The 18,600-nt window shown below is 34.3% G+C and carries 15 protein-coding genes; 8 read left to right on the top strand and 7 right to left on the bottom strand.

Annotation, left to right across the window (positions count from 1 at the left end; translation table 11 throughout):
- Positions 1-5 precede the first annotated feature (5 nt).
- A complete protein-coding gene (locus tag PQ462_RS23875; protein WP_274251880.1) occupies positions 6-503 on the bottom strand; it encodes a hypothetical protein in 498 nt (165 codons plus the stop codon).
- A gap of 130 nt (positions 504-633) precedes the next feature.
- Complete coding sequence (locus PQ462_RS23870; RefSeq protein WP_274251879.1) at positions 634-1,623, bottom strand: acyltransferase family protein; 990 nt, start codon at positions 1,621-1,623, stop codon at positions 634-636.
- A 70-nt stretch (positions 1,624-1,693) separates the two neighbouring features.
- On the opposite strand from PQ462_RS23870, the gene PQ462_RS23865 reads away from it, so the two are divergent.
- Complete coding sequence (locus PQ462_RS23865) at positions 1,694-2,866, top strand: sensor histidine kinase (protein WP_274251878.1); 1,173 nt, start codon at positions 1,694-1,696, stop codon at positions 2,864-2,866.
- On the top strand, positions 2,856-3,545 hold the full coding sequence (locus tag PQ462_RS23860; RefSeq protein WP_274251877.1) for a LytR/AlgR family response regulator transcription factor: 690 nt from the start codon (positions 2,856-2,858) through the stop codon (positions 3,543-3,545). The genes PQ462_RS23865 and PQ462_RS23860 overlap by 11 nt, the downstream gene beginning before the upstream one ends.
- Before the next feature lie 282 nt (positions 3,546-3,827).
- On the opposite strand, the gene trpS is transcribed toward PQ462_RS23860, so the two are convergent.
- On the bottom strand, positions 3,828-4,802 hold the full coding sequence (gene trpS, locus PQ462_RS23855) for a tryptophan--tRNA ligase (protein ID WP_274251876.1): 975 nt from the start codon (positions 4,800-4,802) through the stop codon (positions 3,828-3,830).
- 152 nt (positions 4,803-4,954) lie between these two features.
- Between trpS and PQ462_RS23850 the strand changes: the two genes are divergently transcribed.
- Entirely contained in the window at positions 4,955-5,710 is a 756-nt protein-coding gene (locus PQ462_RS23850; protein WP_274251875.1) for a lysophospholipid acyltransferase family protein, read from the top strand.
- 548 nt (positions 5,711-6,258) lie between these two features.
- On the opposite strand, the gene recA is transcribed toward PQ462_RS23850, so the two are convergent.
- From recA to PQ462_RS23830, 4 genes are all read right to left on the bottom strand, one after another.
- Positions 6,259-7,266 carry a recombinase RecA gene (gene recA / locus PQ462_RS23845; protein ID WP_012023074.1) on the bottom strand — a complete coding sequence of 336 codons (1,008 nt, stop codon included), beginning with the start codon at positions 7,264-7,266 and terminating at the stop codon, positions 6,259-6,261.
- A 142-nt stretch (positions 7,267-7,408) separates the two neighbouring features.
- Entirely contained in the window at positions 7,409-7,921 is a 513-nt protein-coding gene (locus tag PQ462_RS23840) for an acyl-CoA thioesterase (protein ID WP_274251874.1), read from the bottom strand.
- 36 nt (positions 7,922-7,957) lie between these two features.
- Entirely contained in the window at positions 7,958-8,341 is a 384-nt protein-coding gene (locus PQ462_RS23835) for a hypothetical protein (RefSeq protein WP_012023072.1), read from the bottom strand.
- A 7-nt stretch (positions 8,342-8,348) separates the two neighbouring features.
- Positions 8,349-9,497: a DNA polymerase III subunit gene (locus PQ462_RS23830; RefSeq protein WP_274251873.1), complete on the bottom strand. Its 1,149-nt coding sequence runs from the start codon at positions 9,495-9,497 to the stop codon at positions 8,349-8,351.
- Between the two features lie 436 nt (positions 9,498-9,933).
- Between PQ462_RS23830 and PQ462_RS23825 the strand changes: the two genes are divergently transcribed.
- The 5 genes from PQ462_RS23825 to PQ462_RS23805 all read left to right on the top strand — a co-directional run bounded on the left by PQ462_RS23825 (position 9,934) and on the right by PQ462_RS23805 (position 18,552).
- Positions 9,934-10,386: a hypothetical protein gene (locus PQ462_RS23825; protein WP_012023070.1), complete on the top strand. Its 453-nt coding sequence runs from the start codon at positions 9,934-9,936 to the stop codon at positions 10,384-10,386.
- Between the two features lie 186 nt (positions 10,387-10,572).
- A complete protein-coding gene (locus PQ462_RS23820; RefSeq protein ID WP_274251872.1) occupies positions 10,573-11,865 on the top strand; it encodes a hypothetical protein in 1,293 nt (430 codons plus the stop codon).
- Positions 11,866-11,963: 98 nt separating this feature from the next.
- Positions 11,964-12,377 (top strand): hypothetical protein, encoded by a 414-nt coding sequence (locus PQ462_RS23815; protein ID WP_274251871.1) that lies wholly within the window; start codon positions 11,964-11,966, stop codon positions 12,375-12,377.
- On the top strand, positions 12,374-13,843 hold the full coding sequence (gene sprC, locus PQ462_RS23810) for a gliding motility protein SprC (protein ID WP_274251870.1): 1,470 nt from the start codon (positions 12,374-12,376) through the stop codon (positions 13,841-13,843). The genes PQ462_RS23815 and sprC overlap by 4 nt, the downstream gene beginning before the upstream one ends.
- Complete coding sequence (locus tag PQ462_RS23805; RefSeq protein WP_274251869.1) at positions 13,843-18,552, top strand: PorP/SprF family type IX secretion system membrane protein; 4,710 nt, start codon at positions 13,843-13,845, stop codon at positions 18,550-18,552. Before sprC ends, PQ462_RS23805 begins: the two co-directional genes overlap by 1 nt.
- The last annotated feature ends 48 nt before the right edge of the window (positions 18,553-18,600 follow it).

Raw genomic sequence — 18,600 nt, 5'->3', positions numbered from 1 at the left:
AAGAATTAAGATTTTGGATAATATTTTGAAATTTCAATAGAAAAAAGAACACTCGAAATCTTCCATTTTCCATTAATTTTGACTAGCTGCCAATATTCATTACCCCAATTTGTCATCGAATCTTCAGACCAAAAACTGTAATCAAATGTTACGCTGGCAATGACATTATCATTATGAATTACTATGTTTTCGAACTTTTCCTCGCTTTTTTTGTCTTGTAGAATACTTTGTATAAATGAAGTATAAGTGCTTGTAAAATAATTTTTTACGATTGATGGATTATCTTCGATTGTTTTGGCCTGACTTTTTTCTTTAATTACACCAATCCAGTTAACGTTTCCTTCAAAAAATAAACTATTAAAAGTTACAGAATCCTTTTTTACAATACTTTGCATAAAACTGTTTAACAGTTGATGTATTTCCTGCTTATCTTTTGATGTTTGTTGTGCAGAAATTAAGTTTAAAGAAAAAAATAGTAATAAAATTGTAATGGCTGCTTTCATGTTTTAAGACTTAATTTTTAGTATATAATTTTTAATTTTTGATGAGGGATTTTCAATTAAATGTTTGATAAAATAACTTATTATGATACAGTTAATAAAACAAATTAATAAATTAACTTGCCCGTCTTTTTCAATATTTAATTTTTCTAATGCCATTTGTGTTAAGTGTATAATTCCTTTGTGCGTGAGATAAATAGAAAAAGAAAGTGATGCCAGCCGAGCAGATAAAATAGATTTTGAATGATATAAAAAACAAGATTTTGAAACAGCCGACATTACAATTAATCCAAAGCCAATTGAAACTAATGTAAATCCAATTATAGAAGCTGATTGTGAAGTTTGATTTGAACAAATCCAAAACGAAAATCCAACAACTACTAATCCGGATAAAAAATAATAGACTGCCATTTGAATTAATGAATTTTTTAAAACAGCTGGAATATTCATAAAAATATGCGATACCAATTCCTGTTACTAAACCCTCTAATCTTGTGTAGGTTGGATAATAAATTTTCATGTACCAAATTCTCCATGTATTATCCGTATTTTGATTAGGAACTATGAATAGCTGCCATGAAATTATTCTCAAAAGAATAGTTAAGGACAATAGAGAAAACAGAAAATATTTTATTGTATGTAGCTTCTGGAATTTTACAAATAACATTAGAAACAATGGAAAAAGAAGATAAAACTGTTCTTCAATACATAATGACCACGCATGAGAAAAGGTTCCAAAGTGGAGCAGGTCAAGTTCAATGTTTTGAGTAAAAGTGATAAATTTCCAAAATGAAGGCAAAGCTTCTCTTTCTCTAAAAAGAGGAAAGGAAAAATATAAAATTAAGGTTAATGCGTATGGTGGAATGATTCTGAAAAAGCGTTTGATATAAAACTCTTTTAAGCAAATTTTATCTAAGTGTTTGAGTTGTTCAAAAAGCTGTTTTGAAATCAGAAATCCACTAAGAACAAAAAACAAATCTACCCCAGTCCAGCCAAATTGACCATATTTGTCGACCCATTCTGGATGAGCAAACATGCGATAATGATATACCAAAACCATTACAATTGCCAAAGTGCGTAAATGATCAAGGCCAAGAAATTTTTCTGTTGCTGGAGAGTTCATTTTTTTCTGCAAAACTAGAGCAGACTTTCTTATGTTTTTTGAACGATATTTGGAAAGCTGACTTTGATGTATGAATAACTTAATTTCATATTTCAACGACGCTTCTTGTCGTTCATCATTAAATTTAAGCCGTTTACCATCAACTTATAAAAAATGGAATTTGATTGTCTATTTTTGGATTATGATAAAATGTAGTTTAAATAATAATGCAAAGCAAAGTACTGTATTTCAGTTGTTTTTCTGGATTTTGTTTTTCTTAATCGGCGAAGCTAAAATTTATGCTGAATACAGACAGCCGCTTTTTTCTATGAACATTCCGTATGATTTGTGCCATTTGATTTTTCAAGTCTTAAGTGCCAATTTTATATATTTCATTTTGATAAAAAGGTTATTTTATAAAAAGCATTATTTTCAATTTGTCGTTTTTTTAGTCACTAGTATTTATTTGTTTTCAGTTTCAAACAGAGTTTTTGCTATTTATATAGCCGAACCTTTTTTTAGTAATGAACCGCAGGACGATTTGTTAAGTATTTTTACAGATTTGGATTATCTGTTTTGTTATTATGTGATTCCAATTGCGACAGCCTCTTTTGTTTTTGTTTCTGTAGCATTTATGTTCGATTTAAGGAACGAAAAACAATATTCTGTAGAAATACTCAAAGAAAAGGCAGAATTAGAATTAAAGGCCTTAAAAACGCAATTAAATCCACATTTTTTATTCAATACGCTAAATAATATTTATTCGCTGTCGATTATCGATTCTGAAAAAACATCAGAATCAATAAGCCGTCTTTCAAACATTTTGGATTATATTTTATATAAAGGCCATAATAAATTAATTTCTATCTCAGATGAGTTGAAGGTAATTCACGATTATATCGAATTAGAGAAATTACGTTACGATTCAAGGCTAGAACTTATTATTACAGAACAAATTAAAAATCAGAATTTTGTCCCGCCTTTATTGTTTTTATCTTTGGTAGAAAATGCTTTTAAACATGGCGCAGGAAGTATTTCTGGAAATATTTTCATTTCAGTTTTTATTGAAACTAATGCTGTAAAGACAGTTTTTAAAGTTGAAAATTCTTTTGTTCCTAAAGAAATTAATAATGAAAAGAGTATGGGTTTAAAGATAATTCAGGAACAATTAAAAATTATTTATGGAAATCTGAGTTCCTATTTAGTTAAAAATAAAGATAATCGCTTTATTGTAGAAATAATAATTCCGGCCAATGAAAATTGATTGTATTATAGTTGATGATGAACCGCTTGCAATTAAGCTTTTAGAAAATCATATCTCTAAAATTGAAGAGCTGCGATTGGTTGGTACTGCCGGAAATGCTTTAGAGGCTTATAAGCTCACTAAGTCTAAAGCTGTTGATCTAATTTTTTTAGATATTCAAATGCCGGACTTAACCGGAATAGATTTTCTAAAATCATTAAAAAACAAACCAAAAACCATTTTTACCACTGCATACAGAGATTTCGCTGTTGAAGGTTTTGAACTTGAAGCGGTAGATTATATTTTGAAACCCATAACTTTTGATCGTTTTTTTAAAGCTGTTGAGCGCGTTTTAAGACATGACTCTGATTACGTAAAAGATGACTTTCTTATGTTGAAGTCAAATGGTTTGCAATATAAAATTATCCTGAAATCTGTTTTGTTTATTGAAAGTCAGGGAAATAATGTCAAGGTAGTTTTAAAGAATGAAAAGCCGCTTATTGTGAAGTATAAAATAAGTGATTTAGAAATAGATTTAAACTCTCTTGGTTTTGTTCGCATTCACAGATCTTTTTTAGTAAACTCAAAAGAAATAAATGCTTTAGGAAATACTGAGCTCATTATTGAAAACTTTTCTGTACCCGTTGGAAGAAGCTATAAGTCAAATTATGAAGAGTTGAAAAAAAAACATTCTATATAGTTTACTATGAAAGTTGTTTATATATTTAACGAGTAATTTCTGTTATTTATTTTTGTTTCTAAAATGTTTAAATAATCGGTACAATATATAAATAATCAATATTCCAAAAGCAATATTTAGTATCTGAAAAAGATAAGGAGGAATGTCGTAGTCTTCAATATATTTATTCATTTTGTATATTATTAAATTATATAAAGAATTAATTTATATGAAGTTACGAAAAAATATATAAAAAAAACCTCCTGAATTAACAAGAGGTCTAAAATACAGTTTGAATTTGTTTTATTTTCCAAATCCCAGTTTCTCACGAACTCTTTGAAGGACTCCGTCAGCAACTGCAGAAGCTTTCACCGCACCTTTTTTCAATAAGGCATCAACTTCATCAAGATTGTTTATATAGTAATTATATCTTTCTCTTTCTGCTTTGAATTTTTCTGCAATCAATTCAAAAATAGCTTGTTTTGCGTGGCCGTAACCATAATTTCCGCCTAGATAATTCGCTCTCATTTCTGCAATTTGAGACTCATCTGCCATTAAAGAATAAATAGCAAAAGCGTTGCAGGTATCAGGATTTTTTGGAGCTTCCAGCGGAGTACTATCCGTTTCTATACTCATAATCTGCTTGCGCAAAGCTTTATCATCCAGGAAAATGTTGATGTAATTATTAGCAGATTTACTCATTTTTCCTCCATTAGTTCCGGGAATCAATTTGCTGTCTTCCTGAATTTTAGCTTCTGGAAGTACAAAAGTTTCGCCCATTTGGTGGTTGAATCTTGAAGCTACATCACGGGTAATTTCTATATGCTGTAATTGATCTTTTCCAACAGGAACAAATTCTGCATCATACAATAAAATATCAGCAGCCATCAACATTGGATAAGTAAAAAGTCCGGCGTTAACATCGTCTAAACGATCGGCTTTGTCTTTGAAAGAATGTGCCAAAGTTAAACGCTGAAACGGAAAAAAGCAGCTTAAATACCAGGTTAATTCAGCTGTTTGAACTACATCTGACTGTCTGTAAAAAGTAACACGGTCAATATCTAATCCAAAAGCAAGCCATGCAGCAGCCACACTAAAGGTATTTTCTCTTAATGTTTTACCATCTTTGATTTGTGTAATCGAATGTAAATCAGCAATAAACAAAAAAGATTCGTTTGCCGGATTATTCGATAACTCAATTGCAGGGATGATAGCTCCCAATAGATTTCCTAAGTGAGGCGTTCCAGTACTCTGAACACCAGTAAGTATTTTTGCCATTCTAGTTTTTTTCTTAACCGCAAATATTGCAAGTTTAATTTTAACCGCAAAGTTCGCAAAGTTTATTTTTAATTTAACTGCAAAGTTCGCAAAGTTTATTGGAATGTAAATTCTTTTATAAAATTCACTTCGGTTTTCTTACATTTGAAACCATGAAAATATTGAAAATTGCTTTTTGGATTATATGGCGCGTTTGGTTTTACGTTTTAATGGCGGTGCCAATACTTATTATGCTGCCGTTACTGCTTATTTCTATCATCTCTGAGAGAGGATATCCATATTTCTTTAAAATGGCCCGTATTTGGGCTAAATTCATTCTGTACGGAATGGGTTTTTATTATAAAGTAAAACGAGAACAAAAACTGATCAAGGGAAAAAGCTATATGATCGTTGCCAATCATACATCAATGACTGACATTATGCTGATGCTGGCGATTATTAAAAATCCGTTTGTTTTTGTTGGAAAAAAGGAACTTGTAAAGATTCCTTTGTTTGGATTTTTCTATAAAAGAACCTGTATTTTGGTTGACAGAAATTCATCAAAAAGTAAAAATGAGGTTTTTAAAAGGGCTCAAAGCCGTTTAAACCAAGGTTTAAGTATTTGTATTTTTCCTGAAGGCGGCGTTCCGGATGATGAATCGATTTTGCTGGATGAGTTTAAAGATGGTGCTTTCAGACTTGCCATAGACCATCAAATTCCAATTGTGCCTATTGTATTTCCTGATAATAAAGACCGTTTTCCTTATAGGTTTTTAAGCGGCAGTCTTGGAAAAATGCGCAGTAACATTCTGCCTTTCGTAGAAACAAGCGGACTGACATCTGATAACAGAAAAGAGCTTAGAGATACAGTCAGAGAAATGATTTATAAAGGTTTACTCGAATTTAAAAAGAAAGATTTAAAAGAGTAATTTAAAATACAAACCCGGCAAAATATAAAAAATTGCCGGGTTTTCTTTTGAATAAAAACCCCCGTTTATAATTCAAAAAGTTTATCGGTGTATTATTTTTTCAGAGATGAATCGTAATACTTTTTTAAATTTTAATTTGGTTTTTCTGCGGTTTTTATTGAACAACACTTCTATTCTCTCTTTCATGATTAAGTATTTATAGGGTTGATAATAAAGAGTTTATTAAACTCAAGTTAATGTCACATATTATTAAGAGCGTCAAAAATGAAAAAGGTTGCGTCGAAAGAAGAAAATTCTTTAAAATAATTAGTAAAAAATCCGTTAGTTCTTGGATACTAACGGATTTTTACTGAATCAACCAACCAAATTTATTCTAAAAAAACGACGAATTGGTATTTATGGCCCATACCAAAAACAAATCGTATGTCTGTTTAATAGATGAGTTTGTTTTAAAAAGGTTGCGTTGATTTCTAATTTTATTTTCAAAATAAAAAACCCGGACTTTTATAAGTCCGGGTTTTTATGTGTAAAGTATTAATTTTAAAAGATTAAGCGTTTGCTAATTCTTTCATATGAGCTTTTATTTTTTCTTCTAATTCGTCAGCTAATTCTGGATTATCTTTAATTAGAGCTTTTACAGCATCACGTCCTTGACCTAATTTTGTATCACCATAGCTAAACCAAGATCCTGCTTTTTTAACGATATCAAATTCAACCGCTAAGTCAAGAATTTCACCGGTTTTAGAAACTCCTTCTCCGTACATAATGTCGAATTCAGCAGTTTTAAAAGGCGGTGCCACTTTGTTTTTAACGATTTTCACTTTAGTTCTGTTACCAATTACGTTTTCACCGTCTTTAATTTGAGCAGAACGACGAATATCTAAACGTACAGAAGCGTAAAATTTTAATGCATTACCTCCGGTTGTTGTTTCAGGATTCCCGAACATAACACCAATTTTTTCACGCAGCTGGTTAATAAAGAAAACGGTACAATTTGTTTTACTGATAGTTCCAGTAAGTTTTCTTAATGCTTGAGACATTAAACGTGCATGAAGCCCCATTTTAGAATCTCCCATTTCACCTTCGATCTCGCTTTTTGGTGTCAATGCAGCTACAGAGTCAATTACAACAATGTCTATAGCTCCAGAACGAATTAGGTTTTCGGCAATTTCTAAAGCTTGCTCACCATTGTCTGGCTGTGATATAATTAAGTTCTCGATATCAACATTTAATTTTTCAGCATAATTTCTGTCAAATGCATGCTCAGCATCAATAAACGCTGCAATTCCACCCGCTTTTTGTGCTTCGGCAATAGCGTGTAATGTCAATGTTGTTTTACCAGATGATTCCGGCCCGTATATTTCAATAATTCTTCCTTTTGGATATCCATTTACCCCAAGAGCTAAATCAACACCAAGTGAGCCAGAAGAAATCGTTTCTACCTCCACAATGGCTCTGTCGCCCATTTTCATTACGGTTCCTTTTCCGTAGGTTTTGTCAAGTTTATCAAGCGTTAATTGTAACGCTTTTAATTTGGCTTCTTTGTCTGAACTCATCTTTTCTTAATTATCTAAAATTGTTATTTTTCTTTCCAGATAAAATTCAAAAAAATTGCTTCTTTTAAATTTTAAAGGTCAGGCTTATAATTTGTAAAATTACTTCTTTTTTTGAAGTTTGATTGTTCCAAATTGTCACAATTTAACTATAAAATAAAGCCTTTAATTCTGTTGCATCAGAAGGTTTTATTTTTCCGGCAAGCAGTAAACTCAACTGTTTACGACGCAGAGCTGCGTCAAAGCGCTGTATTTCAATTTCTGTTTCCGGTACAATTGGCGGTACTTCGACAGGTCTTCCGGTATCATCTACAGCTACAAAAGTATAAATTGCTTCGTTTGCTTTTGTTCTGTTTCCAGATTCGCGGTCTTCTACCCAAACGTCTATAAAAACTTCCATAGAACTTTTGAAGGATCTTGAAACTTTTGCTTCGACAGTAACTACGCTTCCAAGCGAAATGGCCCTGTTAAAAGCCACGTGATTTACAGATGCCGTAACTACAATTCGGCGGGAATGTCTGCGTGCTGCAATACTTGCTGCACGATCCATTCGGGCTAATAATTCGCCTCCGAAAAGATTGTTTAAAGGATTAGTCTCGCTCGGTAAAACTAAATCAGTTAATATAGTTAGGGACTCTGAAGGATGTTTTGGATTCATTTTTTTAATGTGAAAATTTAAAATAATTGCGGTTGATTAATTCAACCAGTTTACTACCATTACGGCAGGAATGAAATATATAACTATGGTTCTCGCACCATCGTAATCTTTGGCTAATCGCTGTCCGAAAAGCATCATTAATAAACAGATACATGAAAAAATTCCGGCATAAAAACCATACTCACGACCACTGTTCGTTAGTAATTGTATGGCTCCGACAACACTTAAAATTCCGGAAATTAATTCTAAAATTAATAAATGCAGTAAAGCAAGTGGAACCTGATTTTTTAATGGCGTTTTGGCAAAATGTTCTTTAAGCCAGGCTACATTATCTTTCCAGTAAAAAATCTTTTCGTAGCCTGATTGTAAAAATGTTAAGGCTAAAAATGCCAGTGATAAAATTGAGGCAACATTATTCATTTGAGGACTATTTTTTATGAATTAAACGAGTCAGTTTTATAGATAAATCGGTTAGGATTATTTTTGCATTTCCGTTTCTTTCAATGTGATACATGGCATCTGAAAGTTCTTTGAAAATTTCGTGAATATTATTCCCGTTTACAAAAGGAGCAAAATTTTCGAGTTTAAATTTGTCGACTTTTGGTTCTATGTAAACTAAACTTGGCGTTTGATAATTCAGTAAAAGTGCCTGTCTGAACATTTCGATACAAAACTGAATAAACTTTTTCTGGCTTTCGCGTCCAAGTCCGGCAATTTCTTCGCTCCATGAAATTAAATCCTGAATTGCTGCTGCGTTTCCTTTTGCTCTAAAGGCAGCGCGGACCCAATTAACAAACCACTGTTCAAAAGGATATTCAGTATCATCTTCTTTTAACAAATGCATTGCTTTATTGAAATTTCCCTGTGCCTGATGAGCGATTTTTTTAGCGAAATTAGAATCAATATTTTCTCTGGCAACCAATGCTTCGGCAATAACTTTTTCCGGAAGTCCGTTAAAGTGAATTACCTGACAGCGAGAACGTATGGTTTGTATAATGTCTTCTTCATTTTCAGAAATCAGAATAAAAATGGTTTTATCTGATGGTTCTTCAAGAAGCTTTAAAAGTTTATTTGAAGCTGCAATATTCATTTTATCTGCCATCCAGATAATCATGATTTTATAACCGCCTTCATACGACTTTAGGGAAAGCGATTTTAAAACTTCCTGTGCATCTTCGACTCTGATTTCACCCTGTTTGTTTTGAACGCCCAGAATTTTATACCAGTCAAATAAACCGCCGTAAGGCATTTCCTGAATAAATGTTCGCCAATCCTGAATAAAGTCTAAACTTTTTGGTTTGGTTTTTACATCTTCGGTAGTAACTGTTGGGTAAATAAAATGCAGATCGGGATGCGAAAGGTTTTGAAACTTTAAATTGCAAGAATCGTTTCCGTTTTCATTTTCGTTTCCGGTATTATTGCATAAAATATACTGCGCATAGGCAATTGCAGTAGAAAGTGTACCGCTTCCTTCGGGTCCAATGAATAATTGTGCATGCGGAATTCGTCCGGAAGATGCACTTTTTATTAAGTGGCTTTTGATATAATCCTGACCTAAAATTTGAGAAAATTGCATGAAGCAAAGATAGAAGAAAATGATGTAGTCAAAAATTTTAGATTAAAAGATTATCGGCTGGATTTGATTTATGAGATTATGATTGATTTTTGCTAAAATTTTTGATGTATGTTAACCAGCTTTTGTTAATAAATTGCTTCACGCGAGCAGATATCAAGACTTTTTTGTTAATATTTTTTTGCTTAAAACGACAATCGTACGTTTTTTTTAGCTATTTATTAGTTCAAAGTGCTGTTTTTTTATAGGGAATATCTTATGCTTTGCTTTTTAACAATTTTAACAAAAAGCCCGTTAAAACGCACATTTTCTCGACATAAGACTGGTTTTTAAGGTTTTTTTAAGGTTTTTTTTTGAAAAAAAAAATCAATAAAGTTGCAATTTAAGTTAATTTCTATATTTTTGTTTGCATCAACAACCAATTATATAATAAGAATTTATGAAAGGGAAAATTATTTTATTTAGTGCATTTTTAATCATGACAACTGCAGCTGTTTCGGCTCAGGCAAAGAATGCTCCAAGAAGTATTATTAGTACAACAGCTCTTATTCGTAAATACCATGATCAAAAAGAATTGAGCGGTATGCAAAAAGGAGAACTTTTGGAATTGTACATCGAACGAATTAAAGTATTAGTAAAAACTCTCCCTTACATTGCTTTGGTTACTAAACCAGGTGTTACGATGGCAGACTTAGGTATTCCAGACGATAACGAACACAAAAAAGTTTTAGATGCTCAGGCAGTTGGTACATCAACTTTCTTAGATACTACAGTTGAGTTTCAAAGAAAAATGATGCCTTACTCTGATAAAGGAAACCTTATTGCAGCAATCTTATTTTACGAAAACACATTAAAATCTTTACACGAGTTCAATGAATTGAACGAAATGTAATTAAAAAATATTTTTAAAACCTTTTTCGGATTGTTTACGTAGATGCATAAAATTTCTGCGTTATTTCGAGAAAGAAATCATCATCAACTCGTTCTCGTTGTATTCTGAAATTTTATTAGAAAACACGAGGGGAGTTTTTGTATTTACGCATACCCAAATTTATTATTAACCTAATACACATTGATCATGAAAAAAATTACTCAAATGATCTGCGTTCTTTTGACTGTAGCGAGTATGAATGCTCAACAAGAAAAAGGAATTATGGGCTACACAAACTGGTTAAACAACTGGACAGAATTTAAGCCTAACAAAGTAGAGTATGGAGAAGCAAATCAAATTTTAGCAGGAAACATTTCTGTTAATACAAAGTTGCTTAAGAGAAACATCTACGTACTTCAAGGTAATGTTTATGTTACTAACAATGCAGTTTTAACAATTGAACCAGGAACATTAATTATTGGTGATTTCGAAACTAAAGGAACATTGGTAGTTACAAAAGGTGCACAACTTGTTGCTGATGGTTTAGAAACAGATCCAATCGTATTTACTTCAAACCGCAGCCAGAAAAAAGCTGGAGACTGGGGTGGAATTGTTATTCTTGGAGATGCTCCAATTAACAAATTTGGAAACGTAGGTTCTTACAACATGGATCTTGACCCAACATTAACTACTTATGGTGGTGACAATGTTGCTTCAAACTCTGGAATTTTAAGATTTGTTAGAATCGAATTCGCTGGTAAAAAAGTAAAAGGTGTTGATACTTTCAACGGTTTGACTTTGGCTGGTGTTGGAAACAAAACTGTCCTTGAAAACATTATGGTAAGCTACGCTGGTGGTGACTCATTTGGTTTCTTAGGAGGAGATGTTAATGCTACAAAATTTGTTTCTTATAAATCAATCAATGACGATTACAAATTCTCTCAGGGAGTTCAATGTCGTTTCTACAATTCATTAGCTGTTAGATCTTCTTATTTCTCTAGTACAAAAGACGGTTCTCGTTGTATGGAAGTAAAATCTTATGAGAAAAAGAGCGAAACAGACTTTACTAAAAAACAAACTTTAGTTGTTGCTACTAACATTACAATGCTTAACGACAGTGAAAATATCAATGCTGATATTCAGGCAGGATTGGTAAAAGAAGCTGTATACGTAGCTGAAAATGCTTCTCTTGAAATGAAAAGAAGTGTGATCTCTGGATTTAATCCTGCAGTATTATTAGACAGCAAAACTGAAATCAATGATGCTAACCTTAAAAAAATCAAATTTGAGGAAATGTATTTCAACTTATGTAAAGGAAACATCTTTACTGAATACAATTCTAACAATGAAGATTTAGAGAGCTGGTATGGAAACAGTGTTTTCTTTAATGTTTACTCACAAAGTGACAACAAAGAAACATTCATTGATATGTTCAACCCTAAAAAGCCAGACTACAGATTACAGTTAGGAAAAATTACAGCTTCAAGCGGCAATAGATAAATAAATTTCGATTTTTATTTCGCGTAAATTTTATTAATAAAGTCCCCAGACACAATTTATGTATCGTCTTGTACGGACCAAATAAAGATCAAAACATAATGGCTCTATCTACAAAAAAATATTTATATATATTCTTTTTGGTTTCTCCTATTTCGTTAAGTCTGTATGCACAAAGTTTGACAACAGAAAAACCTACAGTTTCTGTTGGTTTTGACTGCAAATCAGCTGCGGTAATCGAGGCAAATCAAAACAATGACTCAGCTGTTTTAAATAACAGTAAAATAGATAATTCCAATCAGTTTATAGTAGGGTTGTCCACCCCCAAGGACAACCTTACTATGGCGACTGAAACGAATAATCAGTTCATAGAATGTAATGAAAATGCATTGCTTAGTTCTACCTCAATTCTTGCAAAAGATATTATTGAGAACTACAAATATGACTTTTCAGAAACATTTATTGATATCTTGTTTTTTGAGCGTATAGACTTAGCAAGAAAACGTACTATATGATTCAAAAAACTACTTTATCTTTTTTTAAAGTTTTCATTTTATTTAGTATAATCATTTTTACTAAATCAAATTCTTATGCCCAAACTATTGTTCCACAACAGTTGGGCTATCCTAGGATTTGCGCGGGACTTATTGTCGATGGCAAACCCTTTAATGAATACAATGCAACCTTTAGTTATGTAGATTTTCCTGCAGGTACATCTTTTGAGGTAGAACTCTCAGATGATGCAGGAAATTTTACAACACCAATCGCTACTACAAAGATTTCTGTAACAGAGAACGCAGCTTTACAGCAGCAGACTATAAAATTTGGAGTTCCAACTAATTTAAAAGGTTCAGATACATACAGTCTTCGTATAAAGAGTAATACTTCTAGTCCTGTTTACAGTATCAAATTTAGAAATTCACAAAACGTAACTAATTTTCCTGTATACTATAGAACATTTGTTGAATCATTTTATATTAATAATAGAAATGAGACAGCATCTTACTGTGCAGGAGGAAGCTTCACATTATCAATTGATAATCCTACACCTGGCGATCAGAATTCATCTCCTGTAAACTATCCAAATTTAAAATACAAATGGTTTAAAGATGATGTTTTAATTGTCGGACAAAGTGGTACAACACTGGTAGCAAGTTCGCAGGGTGTATATTATGTACAAATTGATTACGGAGGATGTTTAGATGAAAACTTCAGTTCTAATCGTGTTACCGTAAGTCCTTCTAACGGAGGCTCAGCAGTTACAATTACTTCTAGTTTAGGAAACCCATTTTGTTCAGATGGTACAGGAACCATTTTAACAGCAACTTCTGGAAATAGTTATGTTTGGAAAAAAGATGGAGCAACGATAGCGGGTGCAGTTAACCGTACTTATTCTACAAACGAATCAGGCGTGTATACTGTAGAAGTAGATTTTGGAGGATGTAAAGCTACAGGTAGTATTAATTTAAGCAGCAATGGTTTTGAATCGAGCATAGATGTTGCAGAAACTACTTCAATTAACGAAGGAGAAACTTTAAATGTTACTGTAACTACAGATGCAGCTAATCCAGATTTTCAATGGTTTTTAAACGGGAATGCAATTTCTGGAGCAAATGCAAATTCTTATTTGATAGCCGTACCAGGTAATTACAAAGTAACAATTTCTCAGGTTTCAGGATGTGTATCATCAAAAGAATTTAATTTTAAAGTAACCGGACCATCAAAACCATCTTCGGTTATTCAAAATATTATAAAATTAAGCGGTTTAAACCCTTATTGGAATATTCCTGATGAATATAAAAATGCAAACACCAATGTAATAATTCTCAGTTCAAATGGAGAAAAGGTTCTCGATGTAGTTAACTATCAAGGCGACTGGCCTCAAACAGCAATAGATTTTAAAAATGTAAATCCAGTATATTACTATGTCATTAAATCCGACACAGGTGAAAAAAAAGGATCAATAACCGTGATTAAATAATGAAGAAAATATTACTATTCATAACTTTATTCTGCGGTTTTTCATGTTTACTCTATTCTCAGGAAAAAAATGAGAATGGAGTTGTTTCGTTTTCAATGCCTATTAGAAATTCATTAAAGTTCAATAGATATTTAATTAACCCGACTTTTAGTTTTGTACGTGAATCAAACCCTTATGCAAGCTTTTATAATAAAAGACAATGGGTGCAGTTTGAAAATGCTCCGCAGACCTATTTGGCAAATTACTCAGGGAGATTTAGAGAAAATGAAGCATTTGCAGTAGGATTATTTCAACAGAATTATGGATTAATGACCGTTTTTGGCGGTGTTGTCAATTTTGCACATAACATCGTTTTACAAGAAGACAGTAACTTGACTTTTGGTTTAAACGTTGGAGCTTACCAAAGCGGACTTGATAAAGGAAAAATTGTAACAGACGATATAGATATTTTAAATGGAGATTATCCATCAAATACGCTGCTTACTGTTAATCCTGGTATTAATTACGGAACGACATTTCTTGATTTTGGATTATCGGTTAACAATTTAATCCTTTACAATTTTGGGTCAGGAATGGTAAAAGAAGATCCGGAAAGAGCGATTCAATTACACGCCATGTATACAGGTTATATTGATACTTATGGCTTTTTTGACAGAAGTAAATTTTCTGGAATAATTAGAACAGAACTTAAAAAAGATAAAACGGTTATTTCAGGGCTTGCTATGCTGGCTCTTAAACAAGGAGTCTGGGCACAGGCAGGTTACAATACTCTATACGGAGTTTCAGCAGGTTTAGGTATTAATATTTCTCCTAGCATTGCTATCGAATACAATTATGAAAGAGGAATGGGCAATTTTACAAATATGGGAGGTTCTCATGAATTTGCAATTGCTTACAGATTTAAAAACAGAAATTACTATTACGGAGACGACGATGAAGGTTCTATAATCGATCCGTCAAGACCAAAACCGGTGCCAGCAAAACCAAAATCAGCAGCAACGCAGGTTAATAGAGCTGATATCGCTGAAAAGAACAGACTTGCAGCAGAAGCAAAAGCAAAAGCCGATGCTGAAGCAAAACAAGTAAGACTTGCAGCCGCAGAAAAAGCTAAAGCTGATGCTGAGGCCGCTGCGAAAGCAAAACTAGAAGCAGACAATAAAGCTAAAGCTGATGCCGAAGCTCTTAAAATAAAATTAGCGGCAGATGCAAAAGCAAAAGCCGATGCAGCGGCAGCAGCACGTGCCAATGTTGTTGCTGAACAAAAAGCAAAAGCACAATTAGCTGCAGATAAAGCTAAAGCAGACGCTGAAACAAGAAGATTAAAATTAGCGGCAGACAATAAAGCTAAAGCTGATGCGGCTGCAGCAGCTAAAGCAAAAGCAGCAACAACAACGCCAGTTGCAGCAACACAGAAAACACAGGCACAATTGGCAGCAGACAAAGCCAAAGCTGATGCTGAAGCAAGAAGATTAAAATTAGAAGCAGAAGCTAAAGCCAAGGCTGATGCAGAAGCAAAAGCGAAAGCAGCTGTTGCAACACCAGCAGCGCCTCAGCAGACACCTGCACAATTAGCAGCTGATAAAGCTAAGGCCGATGCAGAAGCAAGAAGAATAAAATTAGAAGCAGAAGCAAAAGCAAAAGCTGATGCAGATGCAGCAAAAGTAAAAGCAGTTACAACGACATCTGTTCAACAAAGAACACAAGCACAATTAGCTGCAGAAAAAGCAAAAGCAGACGCTGAAGCAGCAACAAAAGCAAGACTAGCGGCGGCAGAGAAAACAAGAGCCGATGCAGAAGCAGCAAGACAAGCTCGTTTAGCTGCGGCAGAAAAAGCTAAGGCCGATGCAGAAGCTGCAAGAGCTAAATTAGTTGCTGATGCAAAAGCAAAAGCAGATGCAGCAGAAGCCAAACGTAAAGCAGATGCAAAAGCCAAAGCAGAGGCGGCTGACATGGAATCAATTCTTGCGGCAGACGCAAAAGCAAAAGCTGATTCAGATGCATTACAAGCAAGATTAGCGGCTGATGCAAAAGCCAAAACAGCTGCAGAAGCTAAAACTAAAGCTTCAATTGATGCAGCAAACAAAGCAAAATTGGCAGCAGATGCTAAGGCAAAAGCTGCAGAAGAGGCTGCTCTAAAAGAAAAATTAGCAGCAGAAGCGAAAGCAAAAGCGGATGCAGAAGCAAGACAAGCAATTATTGCAGCTGAAGCAAAAGCCAAAGCTGATGCAGAAGCATTGAAAATAAAACAAGCAGAAGAAGCAAAAGCCAAAGCGGCAGCAGAGGCTCAGGCGAAATTAGATGCTGAAGCAAAAGCCAAAGCAGACGCTGAAGCTTTACAAGCAAAATTAGCAGCAGATGCAAAAGCTAAGGCAGATGCAGAAGCACTTCAGGCTAAACAAGCAGCTGAAGCAAAAGTAAAAGCAGAGGAAGAAGCACGTCAGGCTAAGTTAGCAGCTGATGCTAAAGCAAAAGCAGATGCTGAAGCATTACAAGCAAAATTAGCAGCCGATGCAAAAGCTAAGGCCGATGCAGAAGCATTGAAAATAAAACAAGCAGCTGAAGCAAAAGTAAAAGCAGAGGAAGAAGCTTTACAAGCGAAATTAGCAGCCGATGCAAAAGCTAAAGCAGATGCTGAAGCTCTTCAGGCAAAACAAGCGGCTGAGGCTAAAGCAAAAGCCGATGAAGAAGCTCGTCAGGCTAAATTAGCTGCAGAAGCAAAAGCTAAGGCAGATGCCGAAGCTTTACAAGCTAAATTAGCAGCCGATGCAAAAGCAAAAGCTGATATGGAAGCGGCTCAAGCTAAATTATTAGCAGATGCAAGAGTGAAAGCCGATGCAGAAGCTACAGCGAAAGCCAAAGCCGATGCAGAAGCGAAAAAATTAAGAGAAGAGGAAGAAGCTCGTCAGGCGAAATTAGAGGCCGATGCTAAGGCAAAAGCTGATGCAGAAGCTCTTCAGGCAAAACAAGCGGCAGAAGCGAAAGCGAAAGCAGATGAAGAAGCTCGTCAGGCTAAATTAGCTGCTGATGCAAAAGCTAAGGCAGACGCAGAAGCATTGCAAGCAAAATTAGCAGCCGATGCTAAGGCAAAAGCTGATGCAGAAGCTCTTCAGGCAAAACAAGCGGCAGAAGCGAAAGCGAAAGCAGATGAAGAAGCTCGTCAGGCTAAATTAGCTGCTGATGCAAAAGCTAAGGCAGACGCAGAAGCATTGCAAGCAAAATTAGCAGCCGATGCTAAGGCAAAAGCTGATGCAGAAGCCCTTCAGGCAAGACAAGCAGCAGAAGCAAAAGCAAAAGCAGATGATGAGGCACGTCAGGCTAAGTTAGCTGCAGATGCAAAGGCTAAGGCCGATGCAGAAGCACTTCAAGCAAAATTAGCAGCCGATGCTAAGGCAAAAGCAGACGCAGAAGCTCTTCAGGCTAAACAGGCAGCCGATGCAAAAGCTAAGGCCGATGCAGAAGCATTGCAAGCAAAATTAGCAGCCGATGCTAAGGCAAAAGCAGACGCAGAAGCTCTTCAGGCTAAGTTAGCAGCCGATGCAAAAGCAAAAGCAGATGCAGAAGCCCTTCAGGCTAAACAGGTAGCAGAAGCAAAAGCAAAAGCAGATGCAGAAGCTGTACAAGCAAAATTAGCAGCAGATGCAAAAGCAAAAGCTGATATGGAAGCTGCTCAAGCTAAATTATTAGCAGATGCTAAGGCAAAAGCCGATGCAGAAGCAACGGAAAGATTAAGAGCTGAGGAAGAAACAAGACAATTAAAAGAAGAAGAAGAACGTCAGGCAAGATTGGCAGCAGAAAAAGCAAAAGCAGATGCAGAAGCAGCAGCAAGAGCAGCAGCGGCAAAAGATGAAACAGCAAAAGCAATTGAAAATCTAACTCAGTCTATTGAAGGTACAAGTAAAACTCAGAATGATTTATTAGATCAATTTAAGGCAACTGTAGCAAACAAGCAAAAAGACCTTAACGACTTAAAAGAAGAGAATGACTTAAGCGAAAAAGGAATTTATAGAGAGCCGAAACCATTCAAGAGTGTTGCTGCTGAAAACAGCCAGCTGGAAGCTTTAAAAGCACAGCTTGCAGATGCCAGCCGAATTCAAAAAGATGAAATTGCCAAACTGACGAATTTATATAACGAAAGGCTTAAAAAAGTTCCTAATAAGAATGACGCTTTAAATAAAGCTTATCTGGAAAAGATAAATCAGTTAAAAGCAGCTCAATTGAAAATGGAAATGGAAGGTGCAGCATTGTTAGCCGATTTAGAACGAATTAAAACGGAAACTGAGATTGAGAAAAAACGTAGAATTAAACGTGCAGCTTATGAAAATGATGAAGGAAGATATGCTCAGGACGTTGCCGCTCTTAAACGTATTAAGGAAACAACAAAAGTAAGCAGTACACCACTAACAGCAAGTGATTTTGATTTTGGAGAAGATCAGTCAAATATGCAGATTATCAAGAATATTAAAAATTCTGAAAGTGGTTTTTATATGATACTTGCAGTTCATAATAGTGTAGAGAAAAGGGATCAGTTCTTAACGAAAGCTGTAGCAGCAGGACTTACAGATATTAATTTCTTTTACAATGTAACAACAAGTAAGTATTATATCTATTACGAGAAATTCGACGGTTTACAAGAGGCTACAAAAGCACTTGAAGCAAAAGGATCTAAGCCATATAACGGGAAAATGGCAATTGTAAAAGTTGAGAATTAATATAAGTTTTGATTAAAATATAAAAGTCAAATCCTTCTTAATTTAAGA

It is taken from the genome of Flavobacterium sp. KACC 22758, assembly GCF_028736135.1.
Lineage (GTDB): Bacteria > Bacteroidota > Bacteroidia > Flavobacteriales > Flavobacteriaceae > Flavobacterium > Flavobacterium johnsoniae.
This window is presented reverse-complemented; position numbering and strand designations above follow the sequence as displayed.

Coding starts and splice junctions, on each gene's coding strand:
- PQ462_RS23875 (WP_274251880.1), bottom strand. CDS start 503: ATGAAAGCAGCCATTACAATTTTATTACTATTTTTTTCTTTAAACTTA.
- PQ462_RS23870 (WP_274251879.1), bottom strand. CDS start 1,623: ATGAACTCTCCAGCAACAGAAAAATTTCTTGGCCTTGATCATTTACGC.
- PQ462_RS23865 (WP_274251878.1), top strand. CDS start 1,694: ATGAATAACTTAATTTCATATTTCAACGACGCTTCTTGTCGTTCATCA.
- PQ462_RS23860 (WP_274251877.1), top strand. CDS start 2,856: ATGAAAATTGATTGTATTATAGTTGATGATGAACCGCTTGCAATTAAG.
- trpS (WP_274251876.1), bottom strand. CDS start 4,802: ATGGCAAAAATACTTACTGGTGTTCAGAGTACTGGAACGCCTCACTTA.
- PQ462_RS23850 (WP_274251875.1), top strand. CDS start 4,955: ATGAAAATATTGAAAATTGCTTTTTGGATTATATGGCGCGTTTGGTTT.
- recA (WP_012023074.1), bottom strand. CDS start 7,266: ATGAGTTCAGACAAAGAAGCCAAATTAAAAGCGTTACAATTAACGCTT.
- PQ462_RS23840 (WP_274251874.1), bottom strand. CDS start 7,921: ATGAATCCAAAACATCCTTCAGAGTCCCTAACTATATTAACTGATTTA.
- PQ462_RS23835 (WP_012023072.1), bottom strand. CDS start 8,341: ATGAATAATGTTGCCTCAATTTTATCACTGGCATTTTTAGCCTTAACA.
- PQ462_RS23830 (WP_274251873.1), bottom strand. CDS start 9,497: ATGCAATTTTCTCAAATTTTAGGTCAGGATTATATCAAAAGCCACTTA.
- PQ462_RS23825 (WP_012023070.1), top strand. CDS start 9,934: ATGAAAGGGAAAATTATTTTATTTAGTGCATTTTTAATCATGACAACT.
- PQ462_RS23820 (WP_274251872.1), top strand. CDS start 10,573: ATGAAAAAAATTACTCAAATGATCTGCGTTCTTTTGACTGTAGCGAGT.
- PQ462_RS23815 (WP_274251871.1), top strand. CDS start 11,964: ATGGCTCTATCTACAAAAAAATATTTATATATATTCTTTTTGGTTTCT.
- sprC (WP_274251870.1), top strand. CDS start 12,374: ATGATTCAAAAAACTACTTTATCTTTTTTTAAAGTTTTCATTTTATTT.
- PQ462_RS23805 (WP_274251869.1), top strand. CDS start 13,843: ATGAAGAAAATATTACTATTCATAACTTTATTCTGCGGTTTTTCATGT.